The organism is Oleiagrimonas citrea (assembly GCF_012395255.1).
Taxonomy (GTDB): domain Bacteria; phylum Pseudomonadota; class Gammaproteobacteria; order Xanthomonadales; family Rhodanobacteraceae; genus Oleiagrimonas; species Oleiagrimonas citrea.
The window spans coordinates 627607-642119 of the sequence record NZ_JAAZQD010000001.1 but is presented as its reverse complement, the minus strand read 5'-3'; the positions used below and the strand labels follow the sequence as shown (position 1 = coordinate 642119).

Below are 14513 nucleotides of genomic sequence, written 5' to 3'. Positions count from 1 at the left end.
GTTCGGAGACTTGTCGAATGACGCGTGTTTTAGAATTCATCACCGCCCTGATCATCGTGGCTGTTCTTGCCGTGGTGATCGGCGTTCTCATGCCCAGCTCCGGCCATGTGGATCGCACCACCATGGTCAGCAAGGACATTCGTGACGTATACGATGTCTTTAACAACTTCCGTCGATTCCAGGACTACGCCGTTCTGCGTGTCTATGACCCGAATCTGACCTACAAGCTCGAGGGCAAGGCCTACGGTCCGGGCGCTGCGATCAGCTGGACCAGCGACGTGCCCAAGGTCGGCAACGGCCGTCTGGAAATCGCCTCCGCCACGCCCGGTTTCGCCGATGTCGGCGAGCAGGGTTCGGCCACGATCGTCTGGAAGGTCACCAACGACTGGCCGGGCGAGAACAAGCGCTTCACCATCAACATGGAGCGCGCTGGTCGCGGCAAGCGTCTGGTCAAGGTGACCTGGAACTACGACGTCGACTACGGCTGGAACCTGCTGGATCGCTACTCCAACCTGTTCATCCACGGCACGCCGGATTCGATGGTCCAGTACAGCCTCGGCAACGTGCAGAGCATGCTCGCCGCCGTGCCGAACATCGTCTATGACGATCTGAACCCGAAGCTGGTGGACACGCCGCAGCAGCCTGTGCTGTACGTCTCCACGGCGGCCAAGCGCAATCTGACCGATGTCGATGCGGCGACTGCCACGGCGATGACGCAGCTTCAGGACGCGATGAAGAAGCTGGGCGTCAAGCAGGCCGGTCCGCGCATCATCTTCACCACCAACTACGGTGATCAGAACTACACGTTCGACGTGGCTGTGCCGATCGACGCCAGCACGCTGAAGATCGACGGTCAGGACTACGCGCTGACGGCGCCGGTCCAGCCGAAGCTGGAAGGACCGGGCAGCGCTTCCAGCGCGCCGGCCGAGGGTGCCAGTGCGGCAGCAGGCGCTTCGGCGGCCGCGCCGGCGATGGCCGCCAGCGCCGACAAGGTCGCCAAGGCCGATGCCAAGTCCGGCAAGAAGGCCGACAAGGCCGACATGGACACCGGTCCGAAGCCGGGCACCCGCGACAAGTACGGCCATCTGATCGTCGATCAGAACGTGCGCGGCATGCTGGCCTTCGGCGGTCGTGCGCTGGAAGCGAGCTGGACCGGTAACCCGGCCGGCATTCCGCCGACCCGCCTGAAGCTGGAAGCCTATGCCGCCACGCACGGTTACGACACCGACACCGTGGTGCACCGCTTCTACAACAAGCAGATCGTCGCGTACGAATCGAAGAAGCCGGATGGCAGCGAGGTGCTGTACGACGAGCAGACCTTCCACGTCTTCCTGCCGGTGACCGATGCGCCGGAGCAGACGCCGGAACAGGCTGCAGGCATGACCGATCAGCCGGCCGATGCCTCCAGCAGCGCGCCCGCCGATTCCAGCAGTGCCGCACCTGCCGCCAGCAGCGCCGAGCCTGCGGATGCCGAAAGCGCCAACTGAGGCCGAAAGGCAGTTCTATGGAAACGGACTCTCCCTCGGGAGGGTCCGTTTCTTTTTGCACGCGAGGCAGGGCGCGATGCACGTGACGCGGACGGTTGCGGACGTGGCGCCGGAACGGGGCGTTTGTTCACCGCGCGCCATACGGTACATTGCCCGAGTGCCCGCCCTCTGCATGACGAACGCCGCCTGATGATCGAAGCCGAACACCTGACGCGCAGATACGGACGACTCACCGCGGTGGACGATCTGAGTTTCCGCGCCGAGCCGGGCGAGGTCGTCGGTCTGCTGGGGCCGAACGGTGCGGGCAAGTCCACCGTGATGCGCATGATCAGCGGCTTCATCGCACCCTCTGCCGGCACGGCGCGCGTGTGCGGGCACGATGTGCGCAAGTCGCCGCTGGCCGCCAAGCGCGTGCTCGGCTATCTGCCTGAGGGTGCACCCAGCTACGGCGAACTGACCGTACGCGAGTTCCTGCTTTTCATCGGGCGCGTGCGTGGCTTGCGCGGCAGCGAGCTGCATCGACATATCGATGCAGCGGTCGAGCACCTTGATTTGCACGATGTGCTGCATTCGACCATCGACACGCTGTCGAAGGGCTTCCGCCGCCGCGTCGGACTGGCGCGCGCGATTCTGCACGAACCGGCCGTGCTCATGCTCGACGAGCCCACCGACGGCCTCGATCCGAACCAGAAGCGCGAGGTGCGCGCGCTGATCGACGCCATGGCGCGCAAGCGCACCATCCTGATTTCGACGCACCTGCTGGAAGAAGTGCACGCCCTGTGCAACCGCGTTCTGATCGTGGCGCGAGGGCGTCTGTTGGCGGACGCGACGCCGGCCGAACTGGAGACGCGCTCGCGCTACCACGGTGCGGTGTCGTTCAGCGCCGCGGGCGCAGGCGTGGCACGAGCCATGCTCGAACGCATGCCCGGGGTGGCGGCGGTCGAGGTCGACCCGCTCGACGGCCGTGTCACGGTGCTGCCCGAGCCGGGCAAGAAACTGCTCGACCCGGTGCAGGAGTTATTGCGTGCACAGGGCTTGAAGGTGCTGGAGATCCAGCTCGAACGCGGTCGCCTCGAGGAAGTGTTCCGAACCATGACCGCTCGGGCCCGGGAGGGCGAGGCATGAGCGCGGTCCTGGCGATCATGCGGCGCGAACTGCGCAGCTATTTCGTGACGCCGCTGGCGTACGTGTTCCTGGTCATCTTCCTGTTCATGGCCGGTGTACTGACTTTCTATGTCGGTGACTTCTACGAGCGCGGTCTGGCCGATCTGCAGCCGTTCTTCAATTTCCACCCATGGCTGTACCTGGTGCTCGCGCCGGCGCTGACCATGCGGTTGTGGGCTGAGGAGCGAAAGAGCGGCACGCTGGAGCTGCTGCTGACGCTGCCGATCAGCGTAACTCAGGCAATGCTGGGCAAGTTCCTCGCCGCCTGGCTGTTCGTCGCGCTGGCGCTCGTGCTCAGTTTTCCGATGTGGCTCACGGTGAACTATCTCGGCAACCCGGACAACGGCGTGATCCTTGCCGGCTACCTGGGAAGTTGGCTGATGGCGGGTAGTTTCCTGGCCGTCGGCTGTTGCCTTTCGGCGCTAACCCGCAGCCAGGTCGTGGCGTTCATCCTGACCGCCGCGGTGTGTTTCGTGCTGGTGCTGGCGGGTCTGCCGGCGATCCAGGACATGCTGATCGACTGGCTCCCGAGTCGGTTGGTCGGGATGGTGTCCGCGTTCAGCATCCTGTTTCATTTCCGCGCCATTGCACGGGGCGTGCTCGATGTGCAGGACCTGGTCTACTTCGTGACCTCGATCGTGGTCTGGCTCTGGGCCGGCGTGATCGTCCTGCAATTGAAGCGGGGGGACTGAGATGCGCACGCTGGTTCGCCGCTCGTTCCTTCTGCGTCTGGGGCTGTTAGCGCTGCTGGCTGCATTCGTCGGGGTCATCTTCGCGAATGCGATGTGGCTGCGCGGAGTGCGGGTGGACCTGACTTCGGATCATCTGTACAGCCTGTCCCCCGGTACCCAGAAGATTATCGAGGGGCTGCATCGCCCGGTGCACCTGACGCTGTATTTCTCGCGGCACGCCACGCGGGATCTTCCGCAACTGCGCAGCTACGAACAGCGGGTGCGCGAGCTGCTGCAGGAAATGGTGTCGCGCTCGCATGGGCGCCTGCATCTTTCGGTGGTCGACCCGGTGCCCTACTCGGACGACGAGGATCGAGCCCTGGGCGGCGGCCTGACGGCCATGCCGGGCGGCAGCAATGGCGAACGCGTGTTCTTCGGTCTGGCCGGACGCACGGCCAGCGGCACCGAGCTTTCGATCCCGTTCTTCGACCCGGGTCAGGAAGCCTTTCTGGAATACAACATCACGCGGCTGGTCTACGAGCTGGACGCGCCCAGCAAGCCGCGGATCGGCATTCTCAGTACGCTGCCCATCGACGGCAGTGCGATTAGCGGCACGCCGCCCTGGGCCGTGATGCGGCAGCTGCATCAGCTGTTCGACGTGCACATGCTGGACCCGAACGATCCGTCGCAGATCAACGACAAGCTCAGCGTGTTGATGATCGTGCATCCGAAGAACCTCAGCGATGACGAGCTGTACGCCATCGACCAGTACGTCATGCATGGCGGTCATCTGGCAGTGTTTGTCGATCCCGACGCCGAAATGGATGCGCTGCCGGTCGGATCGCTGGCCGGGACGGTCGCGGGCAGCAGTTCCGACCTTCCGCGCCTGTTCCGGGCCTGGGGTGTGGAATTCGATCCGAATCGCGTGGTGCTGGACCGTTCGCTCTCGCTGTCGATCTCGCTGGGTGGAAACTCGGCGCCGGTGCGTGATTTCGCGGTGCTCGGGCTAGGAGCGCAGGAGCTCAATCATCGCGACGTGATCACGGCGAGCCTGCAGAACATCGATGTCTCCAGCAGCGGCTATTTCGAGCTGGTGCGCCACACGAATTCACGCCTGTTTCCGCTGGTGCAGACCAGCGGCGAAGCCATGCCGGTTTCCGCCGACCGCGTCCGCGACACGGCCGACCCGACCGAGCTGTACAAGGACTACCGGCCGACCGGCGAGCACTATGTGATCGCCGCGCGGCTGCGCGGACAGTTCCAGTCGGCCTTCCCGAATCGGACGGGGCCGCATCACCTGGATCGCATGCGTGAACCGGGGCAGGTGATTCTGGTGGCCGACACCGATCTGCTGTCGGATCGTCTGTGGGTGCGGCGCACGCCGTTCCTGGGCGAGCAGTTGCTCAGCGCGTTCGCCAACAATGGCGATTTCGTTGCCAACATTCTGGACAATCTGGGCGGTTCCTCGGCACTGCTTTCCGTGCGCGGACATGCCATCTCGCAGCGTCCATTCACACGCGTGCAGGGGCTGCGCCGCGCGGCTGACGTGAAATTCCACAATCGCGAGAAGGCGCTGGAAGACGAGCTGGCGGCGACCGAGCAGGAGCTGGCCAAGCTGCAGCCGGACAAGAGCGGCACTGCGGCGCCGGACAACAAGGTCAAGCAGCAGTTGGAAAAGGCGCTCAAGCGCAAGCTGTCGATTCGCCGGCAGCTGCGCGAGGTGCAACATCAGCTGGACGCGGAGATCGATACACTGGGCACGCGCGTGAAGGCGTTCAACATCCTGTTGATGCCGTTGCTGGTGATGCTGTTCGGCATGCTCTACGGATGGCTGCGACAGCGCCGCAGCGGCAAGCGCGATGCGACATAAGGGCGCAAGCGTGGCCAGTGCGGAGGCGTGGCGGGCGTGACTCTGGTGTAATGGATCGAATGAGCGTGCTGCACTGGTTCGTGCCCTGGGAATTCTCGCCGACGGTCGTCGTGTTCTGCGCGATGGCTGCCGTGCTGTACGTGCGCGGCGCGCGACGGCGCCCACCGGGGTTCTGGCGGCAATTTGCGTTCTGGACCGGTCTGGCGCTGATCTACGTGGCGCTGCATACCTACCTGGACTACTACGCCGAACGCGAATTCTTCATCCACCGTATCCAGCATCTGGCGCTGCACCATCTCGGGCCGTTCCTGATCGCATTGTCCGCGCCGGGGCCGGTACTGCGTGCGGGTCTGCCACTACGCTGGCGCACGCGCGGTCTGGCGCGTATGCAGGCCGGACCGGTGTGGCATGTGCTGTTCGATGTGCTGCTCAATCCGTGGGTGGCGTCGATCCTGTTCTTCGGCGTGATCTACATCTGGCTGTGGCCGCCGATCCACTTCGTGGCGATGCTGGATTGGCGCTGGTACCGGGTCATGAACTGGAGCGTCACCGTCGACGGGTTGATGTTCTGGTGGCTGGTGCTGGATCGACGACCGAGTCCGCCCGCGCGGCTGGCGCCGGGCGTGCGCGTGCTGATCGCACTGGCGGTTGCGGTACCGCAGATCCTGATCGGCGCGATGGTCACCTTCGCGCGTCATGATCTGTATCCGATCTACGACATCTGCGGGCGTGCCTTCCCGTCCATCAGCACGATGACCTCGCAGCTGATCGGCGGGTTGGTGCTGTGGATTCCCAGCGCGATGATGAGCGTGATCGCCGCATTGATCGCGCTGCGCAATTGGATGTCGCTGTCCGCGCGCGGCCGTCTGCCGAGGCGCGGAGTGCGCGGTCGCGTCAGTCGCTGATGCCGGTGGCGTTGGCCGGGCGGGCCAGGAAACCAGCGTGCAGGATGCTGCCGTCGGCGAAGCGCAGCTGGATCGCGACATGGGTGCCGGCTTTCACCGGGTGCACGGCGCGCATCAGCATCAGGTGATAGCCGCCGGGCGCGAACTCGACCTTGCCGTGCGCCGGAATGGTCAGGCTCGGCACCATATGCATGCGCGAAACGCCACCCGACTCGCTGCTCTTGTGCAGCATCACCTGTCCGTAGGCCGGACTGCTGGCACCGACCAGCTTCACGGCGCTATCGCTGTCGTTGTGCAGCACCGCGTAGCCGGCGTTGGGCAGCGCGCCAGGCAGTACGCGAATCCACGCCGCGCTGACGTGCACGGCAGCGCTTTCCTTGGCCTGGGCCAGAGCCAGAGCGGGTAGCGCGAGAACGAACACGAAGGCCAGGGCGAGCGTCTTGGGGATGCGCATGTCGGTCAGTCTCCCGTGTTGAGCAGCAGGTGCAGGTCATGCACCAGGTCGTCGTTGCTGGTGGCCGGCGTGGCCAGCACGCGGGCGCGGCCCTGGCGGTCGAAGATGTAGATAGCCGAGCTGTGGTTGACCTCGTAGCCGCCGTTCTTGGCCTGCTTGCCGCGGTCGAACGCGGCGCGGTAGCGCTTGGCCAGTGCGCGGATCTGCGCGCGGGTGCCGGTCAGGCCCACGGCGTGCTTGTCGAAGGCGGTCACGTACTGGTGCAGCACGGGCACGGTATCGCGCGCCGGGTCCACGGTGACGAACAGGAAGCGCGCGCCGTCAGCCAGCTTGCCCAGGCGCTGCATCACCACGTGGATGCGGGTCAGCGTCAGCGGGCATACGTCGGGGCAGTGGGTGTAGCCGAAATACAGCATCGTGACCTTGCCGCGGTAGTGCTTCGCGGTCACGGTCTGGCCGTCATCGTCGGTCAGCTGGAACTTCAGGTCGGGCAGGTGGCCGGTGACATCGGTCAGGCGGAATTTCAGCTTCGGTGCGCTGTGGCAACCGGCCAGCAGGGCCGCGGCGAGCAGGGTCGCGATCAGGCCGGTCAGCAGGCCTGCGCGACGAAGAGGTAGGCGAGGGCTGTTCATGGCCGGTCAGCATACGCCAAGATGGCCGGGTTTTCGTTTCGGGAGCCGATGCATGCGACATTCTGTCCCTTCCCCAGGTGGCTGGCTGGTGGCCATCGCCGGCGCCAGCGCGGTGCTGCTGGGCGCGTTCGGTGCGCACGGCCTGCGCGCCACGCTGGACGCGCAGCACATGCAGATCTGGGAAACCGCCGTGCAGTATCAGTTCTGGCATGCACTGGCGCTGGCGCTGACGGTCGTTCTCGCGCCCAGCGGGCGTTCGGTGAAGGTCGCGTTGGTTGCGTTCGCGCTGGGTATCGTGCTGTTCAGCGGCAGCCTCTATGCGCTGGCGCTCGGTGCGCCGCGGTGGACCGGCATCGTCACGCCGTTCGGCGGCATCGCCTTCGTGGTCGGCTGGCTGGCCCTGGGGTGGTCGATGCGCGTGCGTCACTAGCGGCGTCGCCGTCTGCACGGCACGCGATCGCCGTTCATGGCGAACGCTGACCGCTACAATGGATCGACAGCCTCTGGAGTCATCATGAAAGCACTGGGCACACCCTTGAGCGAACGCGCCACGCGCGTGCTGTTGCTGGGTTCGGGCGAACTCGGCAAGGAAGTGGCGATCGAGCTGCAGCGTTTCGCGGTCGAGGTCATCGCCGTGGATCGTTACGCGGACGCGCCGGCCATGCAGGTCGCGCATCGCAGCCACGTGATCGACATGCTCGATGGCGAAGCATTGCGCCGCCTCATCGAGCAGGAGAAGCCGGACCTGGTGGTGCCAGAGATCGAGGCGATCCACACGCCCACGCTGGAAGCGATGGAGCGCGAGGGCCTGCATGTGATCCCGACCGCGCGCGCCGCACGACTGACCATGGATCGTGAAGGCATCCGCCGCCTGGCGGCCGAGGAGCTGGGGCTGCCGACGTCGCCGTATCGGTTCTGCGGCACGCGCGAGGAATACGAGCAGGCCATCGAAGCGGTGGGTCTGCCGTGCGTGGTCAAGCCGGTGATGAGTTCCTCCGGCAAGGGGCAGAGCGTGCTGCGCACGCGCGACGACATCGGGCCGGCCTGGGAATACGCCCAGTCCGGGGGCCGTGCCGGGCAGGGGCGGGTGATCGTCGAGGGTTTCGTCGATTTCGAGTACGAGATCACGTTGCTGACCGTGCGCCATCGTGACGGCACGTCGTTCTGCGACCCTGTCGGGCACGTGCAGGAAGACGGCGACTACCGCGAGTCGTGGCAGCCGCAGCCGATGAGCGACGCCGCGCGGGCCGAGGCCGAACGCATCGCCGCTCGCATGACCGAAGCGCTCGGCGGGTACGGACTGTTCGGCGTCGAGTGCTTTGTCCAGGGCGATACGGTGATCTTCTCCGAGGTCAGCCCGCGCCCGCACGACACCGGACTGGTGACGTTGATCTCGCAGGATCTGTCCGAATTCGCCCTGCATGCGCGGGCGATTCTGGGCCTGCCGATTCCGGCGATCCGCAGTTTCGGGCCGTCCGCGTCCTGCGCGGTGCTGGTCGAGGGCGAGGGACGGCATCCGGTCTACCACGGGCTGGACAAGGCGTTGGCCGAACCCGATACGGCTTTGCGCGTGTTCGGCAAGCCGGAAGTGTCCGGTCGCCGGCGCATGGCGGTGACGCTGGCGCGCGGAGAGAACGTCGACGAGGCGCGCGCGAAGGCGCGGGACGCCGCGGCGCAGATAAAGGTTACGTTCTAGCGGCGTGAGGCGGGGGTCAGCCGAGGCGGGACGTCGGTTGCACGAGGACCGCGTTTCCACCATTCGCCAGCGTCATGAGCGTCGCTGTACGCGAAGAATGGCCGGAAAGGTGGCGGCCGTGCCATCCGGTTGGCAAAGCCGTTCACGCTCCTGACGGCTTTGCCGCGTCGGTATCGTCCCGCAACGGTGTCCAGCGCTCTTCGCGGAGGACCTCCAGCGGGCGGAAGCGCCGCTTATAGTCCATCTTCGGGTGACCTTCGATCCAGTAGCCGAGGTAGAGGTATTCCAGGCCGCGTCGTCGCGCCAGCTCGAGCTGGCTGAGGATGCCGAAGGTGCCCAGGCTGCGCGCCGATGCGTCCGGGTCGAAGAAGGTGTAGACGGCCGACAGGCCGCTGACGCAGACGTCGGTGACGGCGACGCCGAGCAGGTGGCCGTTCTTGCGCATCTCCAGGAACAGCGTCGGACTCCACGGCGCGCTCAGGAAGTGGCGAAAATCGTCCGGCTCGGCCTCGTCCATGCCGCCGCCCGGGTGCCGGCTGCGCAGGTACTTGGTGTACAGCGCGAAGCGTTCCTCGGTGTAGGTGGGTTCGGCTTCGTGCAGGGTCAGATCCGCGTTGCGTTTCAGACAGCGTCGCTGGCTGCGGTCGGGACGAAAGTGCTCGACCGGCACCCGGCAGGGGATGCAGGCCTGGCATCGCGCGCAGCGCGGTCGATACAGATGTCCGCCGGCGCGACGAAAGCCCTGCGCCAGCGCGCCCGGATAGAGACGGTCGAGGTTCGGTGCGGCCGGGTCCAGCACCAGATTCTGCGCCGCGCGGTCGGCGTAGTAGCCACAGGCGTGGGGCAGGGTCAGGAACAGGCGAATGCGTTCGGAGCGCATCGAATCGGTCCGGCGGGGTCCATCCACAGTCTACGACGATCGCGGCGGAACGCGTCCAGCTGCACGTGGGCGGGTCAGCTGGAGAACGTCATCCGCAGCACCATCAGCGCGATCACGGCGACGATGGCGGCGAAGGCGATCGTGCGGGCGCGCCGCACGGTGGACTTGCGCTTGAGCACGGCGCGTTCGGCACTGTCGCTGGCGCGTGAGGCAGCCAGCACGTCGGCATGCCGCGTCAGCGGTTCCAGTCCGGCCTCGCGCAGCAGCGCGCGTGCCTTGGGCAGATCATCGGCGAAGCGCACTTCCACCTGCGGCCAGCGCTGGGTATCGCCCGGCTGCGTGTAGCTGAAGCGCTTGTAGCTGGAGCGCTGGTAGGACGCGCGGTTGTTGATCTTGGTCTCGATGCCATGCTCGGCGAGCATGGCGACCACGCGGTTGATGTTCTCGTCTCGAGGGGAGGTGTAGATCTCGCGCATGGGACAAGGATACTCCGTGGCTCAGTCGTCGTCGCGCAGGCGCACCAGGCCTTCCTGCGCGGTCGAGGCCACCAGCGTGCCGTCGCGGCGGAAGATCATGCCGCGCGCCAGGCCGCGCGCACCTTGCGCCGTCGGGCTGTCGAACGAGTACAGCAGCCACTCGTCGACGCGGAACGGGCGGTGGAACCACATCGCGTGGTCGAGGCTGGCCATCTGCACGTTGTGGCTGATGTAGGAAATCCCGTGCGGTAGCGTGCTGGTGCCGATCAGGTGGAAATCCGAGGCATAGGCCAGCAGCGCGCGCTGCTGATCGGCCGTGGCGTCGGGCACCGGCGCGGTCAGGCGGAACCAGATGTGCTGGTAGGGCGGTCGCTTGGCCGGATGCATCTCATCGCGCGGCCAGACCTGGCGGAACTCGAACGGGCGGTCGGCGCCGAGCCAGCGTTGCAGCTTCACCGGCAGCTTGGCGAATTCCTCCGGCGGCAGCGGGTCCTGCGGTGCGATGTCCTCGGGCGCGGGCACCTCGGGCATCGAGGTCTGGTGCTCGAAGCCTTCTTCCTCGATCTGGAACGACACGGCGCAGTTGAGGATCGGCTTGCCGTGCTGGATGGCGACGATGCGCCGCGAGGAGAAGCTGTGCCCGTCGCGCGCGCGCTCGACCGAGTACACGATCGGTGCGTTGATGTCGCCGGCGCGCAGGAAGTAGGCATGCAGCGAATGGGCATGGCGGTGCGGTTCGACGGTCTGCTGTGCCGCCGAAAGCGCCTGGCCGAGTACCTGTCCGCCGAACACGAAGCGGGTGCCGATGTCGCGGCTCTGGCCGCGGAAAAGATTGTCTTCGAGGCGCTCCAGGCGCAGCAGTTCGATCAGCTCGCCGACGTGCGTGTTGCTCATGCGGAATCCGGGTGCGGGAATGGACGCAAGTATAGCGGGGCGGGGCCGCGCTCAGGGATGCAGGCGCTGCAGGGACAGGCCCTCGAGCACCTTCGGCCAGGGGAACTGCGGGCCGGGGTCGAGTTTGCGGTGGACCTGGATCGACGGATCGTCGCTGGCCGGCACCAGGGTGGTGTCCAGGTCCTCGTGTCCGGCGATCCAGCGCAGGTTCGGATAGTCGTGCCGTAACTGCCCCAGCAGCGCGCGCAGGCTGGCGATCTGCGCGGCGGTGTAGGGCTGGGTCATGGTCTGGTGGCGGCTGTCGAGCCAGTCCGGATAACGGCCGCTGTTGACCAGTTCGATGCCGATCGAGCGCTCGTTGTAGCCGCGGGTGTGGTTGGCGACCCGCGTGCCCGGCACGTAGCGGTACACCTGGCCATCGCGGTCGATGTAGAAATGGCCGCTGTTGCCGGTGCCCGAGGCGTACAGCACTTTTTCGCCGTAGCGGCGCGCGGTGGCCAGATCGGGCAGTTCGGTGCAGTGGATCACCACCAGATCGACGGCGCTGGCCGGGCGCTCGTCGAGCTTGGCCACGTAGGGCAGGGGCTGGTCGTGGATGTGCGGAGGCGGCAAAGGCATGCGCGCAGTGTCGCATGCAGCCAGCGCCGCGTCATGGCGGCGGCAGCGGCTACAATGGGCGATCTGTTCATCGTATCGGAGCGCTCATGCGCGGCCACGTCATTCTTTCCCACGGTACCGGCAGCGGACCGCAGGCGACCAAGGTCAGCGTGCTGGCCGAGACCGCCGAGGCGCTGGGCTATTCCACCGAGCGGCCGGATTATCGCGACTGCGACGAGCTGGGCGAGCAGGCTTCGGTCGCGCCGCGCGTCGAGCGTCTGCTGGAACGCATCCATGCCGCGCCGCAGCCGCCGATCCTGGTCGGTTCGAGCATGGGCGCGTTCGTGTCCGGGCTGGCCTCGCTGCGTGCGCCGTGTCGCGCGCTGTTCCTGTTGGCCCTGCCGATCGGCATCCCCGGCGTGGAGCCGCAGTTCGACATGGCGCGCGACGTGCCGTCGATGCTGATCCACGGTTTCGCCGACGACCTGTGCCCGGCCGACGCCGCGCTGGCCTTCGCCGACCGCGTCGGCATGCCGGCCCTGCTGGTTGCCGACGGCCATCGCCTGTCTGATCACGTGGCCGTGATCGAGCAGCAGTTCCGCCTCTTCCTGGAGCGACTCTCGGCGTGAGCGATTTCTTTGTCAGTTGTCCGCGCGGTCTGGAATACCTGCTGCGCGATGAGTTGCTGGCCCTGGGTGCGACATCGGCGCGCGAGGCGCTGGCCGGCGTGCATGTCGAGGGCAATCTGGAAATGGCCTATCGCGCCTGCCTGCATTCGCGCCTGGCCAGCCGCGTGCTGTGGCCGCTGATGCAGTTCGACGCCGCCGACGAGCAGGCGCTGTACGACGGCGTGCGCGGGGTCGACTGGGCGCCGCATCTGGCGGCGGACGGCACGCTGGCGGTGGATGCCGTGGTCTCGCGCAGCACGGTTCGGCACAACCGCTACGCCGCGCAGCGGGTCAAGGACGCCATCGTCGACCAGTTCCGCGAGGAGCTGGGCACGCGTCCCTCGGTCGACACCGAGCGACCGGATGTGCGCGTGCACCTGCGCCTGAAGCGCAATCGCGCGGCGCTGTCGCTGGATCTGTCCGGCGCGCCGCTGCATCGGCGCGGCTGGCGCAGCGGGCAGGGCGAGGCGCCGCTGAAGGAGAATCTGGCCGCGGCCATTCTGCTGCGTGCGCAGTGGCCGCGGATCTACGCCGAGGGCGGTTCGCTGGTCGACCCGATGTGCGGCTCCGGCACGCTGCTGATCGAGGCGGCCTGGATGGCGGCCGATGTCGCGCCGGGCCTGCATCGTGACTACTTCGGCTTCCTCGGCTGGCGTGGTCATGACGCGGCGCTGTGGCAGCGTCTGAAGGACGACGCGCAGGCACGCGCCGATGAGGGACTGCGGGCACTGCGTCCCTGTTTCTTTGGCAGCGACCGCGATGAGCGCGTGCTGCGCATCGCCGTGCGCAACGCGCAGTCGGCGGGCGTGGCCGGGTTCATGCGGCTGGAACGCCATGACGTCGCGCATTTGCCGCCGGCGGCCGACGATGCCGGTGGCCTGATCGTGACCAATCCACCTTACGGCGAGCGGCTCGGCGATCGCGAACGGCTGCCGGCTCTGTACCACGAACTCGGCACGGTGCTGCGCGAACGCTATCCCGGCTGGCACGCTGCGGTGCTGTGCGGTGACGCCGCGCTCGGCAGTGCGCTGGGTGTGCGCGCGGACAAGCGTTACGCGCTGTACAACGGCGCGCTGGAAACCACGCTGGTCACCTTCTCGCTGCGCGCCGCCGACGCTCCGCCGCCGGCGCCGAAGCCCTTGTCCGACTCGGCGCAGATGCTGGCCAACCGCCTGCGCAAGAACCTCAAGCATCTGCGCAAGCGTCTGATGCGCGAGGGCATCACCTGCTACCGCGCCTATGATCAGGATCTGCCGGAATACGCGCTGGCCATCGATGTCTACGAAGACTGGCTGCACCTGCAGGAGTATCGCGCGCCGGCCGATGTGCCCGAGCACGTGGCTGCCGGGCGTGTGCGCGAGGCCGTGCGCGCCGCGGCGGAAGTCTTCGAGGTGCCACGTGAACGCATCGCGGTGAAGCAGCGCCGTCGCGGCAAGGGCGGTTCCAAGTACGGGCAGTTCGATCAGCGCGGCGAGATGATCGAAGTGGGCGAGGGCGGCCTGCGCTTTCTGGTCAACCTGACCGATTATCTCGACACCGGCCTGTTCCTCGATCATCGCCTGGTGCGCGCCAAGCTGCGCGAACTGGCGTCGGGCAAGCGCTTCCTGAACCTGTTTGCCTATACCGCCACGGCCTCGGTGTACGCCGCGGCGGGCGGCGCGCGCGAGACGGTCAGCGTGGATTTGTCCGGGACCTATCTGGACTGGGCCTCGAAGAATCTGGCGCTGAACGGCTTCACCGGCGAGGCGCACCGGCTGGCGCAGGCCGATGCCATGGCCTGGGTGCGCGAGGATCGCAGCCGCTACGGCCTGATCTACGTTGATCCGCCGACCTTCTCCAACTCCAAGCGAACCGAGGAGGACTTCGATGTCCAGCGCGACCATGTGGCGCTTCTGCAGGCGTGCGCGGCGCGGCTCGAGGACGGTGGTGTGATCGTTTTCTCCAATAATTTCAGGCGATTCAAGCTGGATGTGGAAGCGCTTTCGGCAACCTTCGCGATCCAGGACTGGAGTGCACAGTCGATTCCCTTCGACTTCGCGCGCCGCGCCGATATCCACGGCTGCTGGCTTCTGAAGCGACACGCCTGAAGGCCTGCACTTTTCAGTATCGATTCAGGAGC

Annotated in this window: 15 protein-coding genes; 9 read left to right on the top strand and 6 right to left on the bottom strand. The window is 66.6% G+C overall.

The window, feature by feature from the left end; all coding sequences use genetic code 11:
• Window positions 1-17 precede the first annotated feature (17 nt).
• The 5 genes from HF690_RS02845 (at window position 18) to HF690_RS02825 (ending at window position 6097) form a co-directional block, all read left to right on the top strand.
• Window positions 18-1487, top strand: a complete 1470-nt coding sequence (locus HF690_RS02845; RefSeq protein ID WP_168608365.1) for an SRPBCC family protein — start codon at window positions 18-20, stop codon at window positions 1485-1487.
• Between the two features lie 189 nt (window positions 1488-1676).
• Window positions 1677-2612, top strand: a complete 936-nt coding sequence (locus HF690_RS02840; RefSeq protein WP_168608364.1) for an ABC transporter ATP-binding protein — start codon at window positions 1677-1679, stop codon at window positions 2610-2612.
• Window positions 2609-3343, top strand: a complete 735-nt coding sequence (locus tag HF690_RS02835) for an ABC transporter permease subunit (RefSeq protein WP_168608363.1) — start codon at window positions 2609-2611, stop codon at window positions 3341-3343. The genes HF690_RS02840 and HF690_RS02835 overlap by 4 nt, the downstream gene beginning before the upstream one ends.
• A gap of 1 nt (window position 3344) precedes the next feature.
• Window positions 3345-5192, top strand: coding sequence for a Gldg family protein (locus tag HF690_RS02830; protein ID WP_168608362.1), 1848 nt, complete (start codon window positions 3345-3347; stop codon window positions 5190-5192).
• A gap of 59 nt (window positions 5193-5251) precedes the next feature.
• Entirely contained in the window at window positions 5252-6097 is an 846-nt protein-coding gene (locus tag HF690_RS02825; protein WP_168608361.1) for a cytochrome c oxidase assembly protein, read from the top strand.
• Here the strand turns inward: HF690_RS02825 and HF690_RS02820 are convergent.
• Window positions 6087-6551, bottom strand: coding sequence for a copper chaperone PCu(A)C (locus HF690_RS02820; protein ID WP_168608360.1), 465 nt, complete (start codon window positions 6549-6551; stop codon window positions 6087-6089). The genes HF690_RS02825 and HF690_RS02820 overlap by 11 nt on opposite strands.
• Window positions 6552-6556: 5 nt before the next feature.
• A complete protein-coding gene (locus HF690_RS02815; RefSeq protein ID WP_113065230.1) occupies window positions 6557-7183 on the bottom strand; it encodes an SCO family protein in 627 nt (208 codons plus the stop codon).
• Window positions 7184-7235: 52 nt separating this feature from the next.
• Between HF690_RS02815 and HF690_RS02810 the strand changes: the two genes are divergently transcribed.
• Complete coding sequence (locus HF690_RS02810; protein ID WP_168608359.1) at window positions 7236-7613, top strand: DUF423 domain-containing protein; 378 nt, start codon at window positions 7236-7238, stop codon at window positions 7611-7613.
• Window positions 7614-7697: 84 nt separating this feature from the next.
• Window positions 7698-8879, top strand: a complete 1182-nt coding sequence (gene purT / locus HF690_RS02805; protein ID WP_113065228.1) for a formate-dependent phosphoribosylglycinamide formyltransferase — start codon at window positions 7698-7700, stop codon at window positions 8877-8879.
• 142 nt (window positions 8880-9021) lie between these two features.
• On the opposite strand, the gene HF690_RS02800 is transcribed toward purT, so the two are convergent.
• The 4 genes from HF690_RS02800 to HF690_RS02785 all read right to left on the bottom strand — a co-directional run bounded on the left by HF690_RS02800 (window position 9022) and on the right by HF690_RS02785 (window position 11747).
• Window positions 9022-9759 (bottom strand): arginyltransferase, encoded by a 738-nt coding sequence (locus tag HF690_RS02800; protein WP_113065227.1) that lies wholly within the window; start codon window positions 9757-9759, stop codon window positions 9022-9024.
• 74 nt (window positions 9760-9833) lie between these two features.
• Entirely contained in the window at window positions 9834-10235 is a 402-nt protein-coding gene (locus tag HF690_RS02795; RefSeq protein WP_113065226.1) for a putative signal transducing protein, read from the bottom strand.
• Between the two features lie 21 nt (window positions 10236-10256).
• A complete protein-coding gene (locus HF690_RS02790; RefSeq protein ID WP_113065225.1) occupies window positions 10257-11129 on the bottom strand; it encodes an acyl-CoA thioesterase in 873 nt (290 codons plus the stop codon).
• A 51-nt stretch (window positions 11130-11180) separates the two neighbouring features.
• Window positions 11181-11747, bottom strand: a complete 567-nt coding sequence (locus tag HF690_RS02785; RefSeq protein ID WP_168608358.1) for an N-acetylmuramoyl-L-alanine amidase — start codon at window positions 11745-11747, stop codon at window positions 11181-11183.
• Between the two features lie 86 nt (window positions 11748-11833).
• Here HF690_RS02785 and HF690_RS02780 point away from each other — a divergent pair, with 86 nt between their 5' ends.
• A complete protein-coding gene (locus HF690_RS02780) occupies window positions 11834-12355 on the top strand; it encodes an alpha/beta hydrolase (protein WP_168608357.1) in 522 nt (173 codons plus the stop codon).
• Window positions 12352-14481: a bifunctional 23S rRNA (guanine(2069)-N(7))-methyltransferase RlmK/23S rRNA (guanine(2445)-N(2))-methyltransferase RlmL gene (rlmKL, locus tag HF690_RS02775; RefSeq protein WP_168608356.1), complete on the top strand. Its 2130-nt coding sequence runs from the start codon at window positions 12352-12354 to the stop codon at window positions 14479-14481. Before HF690_RS02780 ends, rlmKL begins: the two co-directional genes overlap by 4 nt.
• Window positions 14482-14513 lie beyond the last annotated feature (32 nt).

Coding starts and splice junctions, on each gene's coding strand:
- HF690_RS02845 (WP_168608365.1), top strand. CDS start 18: ATGACGCGTGTTTTAGAATTCATCACCGCCCTGATCATCGTGGCTGTT.
- HF690_RS02840 (WP_168608364.1), top strand. CDS start 1,677: ATGATCGAAGCCGAACACCTGACGCGCAGATACGGACGACTCACCGCG.
- HF690_RS02835 (WP_168608363.1), top strand. CDS start 2,609: ATGAGCGCGGTCCTGGCGATCATGCGGCGCGAACTGCGCAGCTATTTC.
- HF690_RS02830 (WP_168608362.1), top strand. CDS start 3,345: ATGCGCACGCTGGTTCGCCGCTCGTTCCTTCTGCGTCTGGGGCTGTTA.
- HF690_RS02825 (WP_168608361.1), top strand. CDS start 5,252: ATGAGCGTGCTGCACTGGTTCGTGCCCTGGGAATTCTCGCCGACGGTC.
- HF690_RS02820 (WP_168608360.1), bottom strand. CDS start 6,551: ATGCGCATCCCCAAGACGCTCGCCCTGGCCTTCGTGTTCGTTCTCGCG.
- HF690_RS02815 (WP_113065230.1), bottom strand. CDS start 7,183: ATGAACAGCCCTCGCCTACCTCTTCGTCGCGCAGGCCTGCTGACCGGC.
- HF690_RS02810 (WP_168608359.1), top strand. CDS start 7,236: ATGCGACATTCTGTCCCTTCCCCAGGTGGCTGGCTGGTGGCCATCGCC.
- purT (WP_113065228.1), top strand. CDS start 7,698: ATGAAAGCACTGGGCACACCCTTGAGCGAACGCGCCACGCGCGTGCTG.
- HF690_RS02800 (WP_113065227.1), bottom strand. CDS start 9,759: ATGCGCTCCGAACGCATTCGCCTGTTCCTGACCCTGCCCCACGCCTGT.
- HF690_RS02795 (WP_113065226.1), bottom strand. CDS start 10,235: ATGCGCGAGATCTACACCTCCCCTCGAGACGAGAACATCAACCGCGTG.
- HF690_RS02790 (WP_113065225.1), bottom strand. CDS start 11,129: ATGAGCAACACGCACGTCGGCGAGCTGATCGAACTGCTGCGCCTGGAG.
- HF690_RS02785 (WP_168608358.1), bottom strand. CDS start 11,747: ATGCCTTTGCCGCCTCCGCACATCCACGACCAGCCCCTGCCCTACGTG.
- HF690_RS02780 (WP_168608357.1), top strand. CDS start 11,834: ATGCGCGGCCACGTCATTCTTTCCCACGGTACCGGCAGCGGACCGCAG.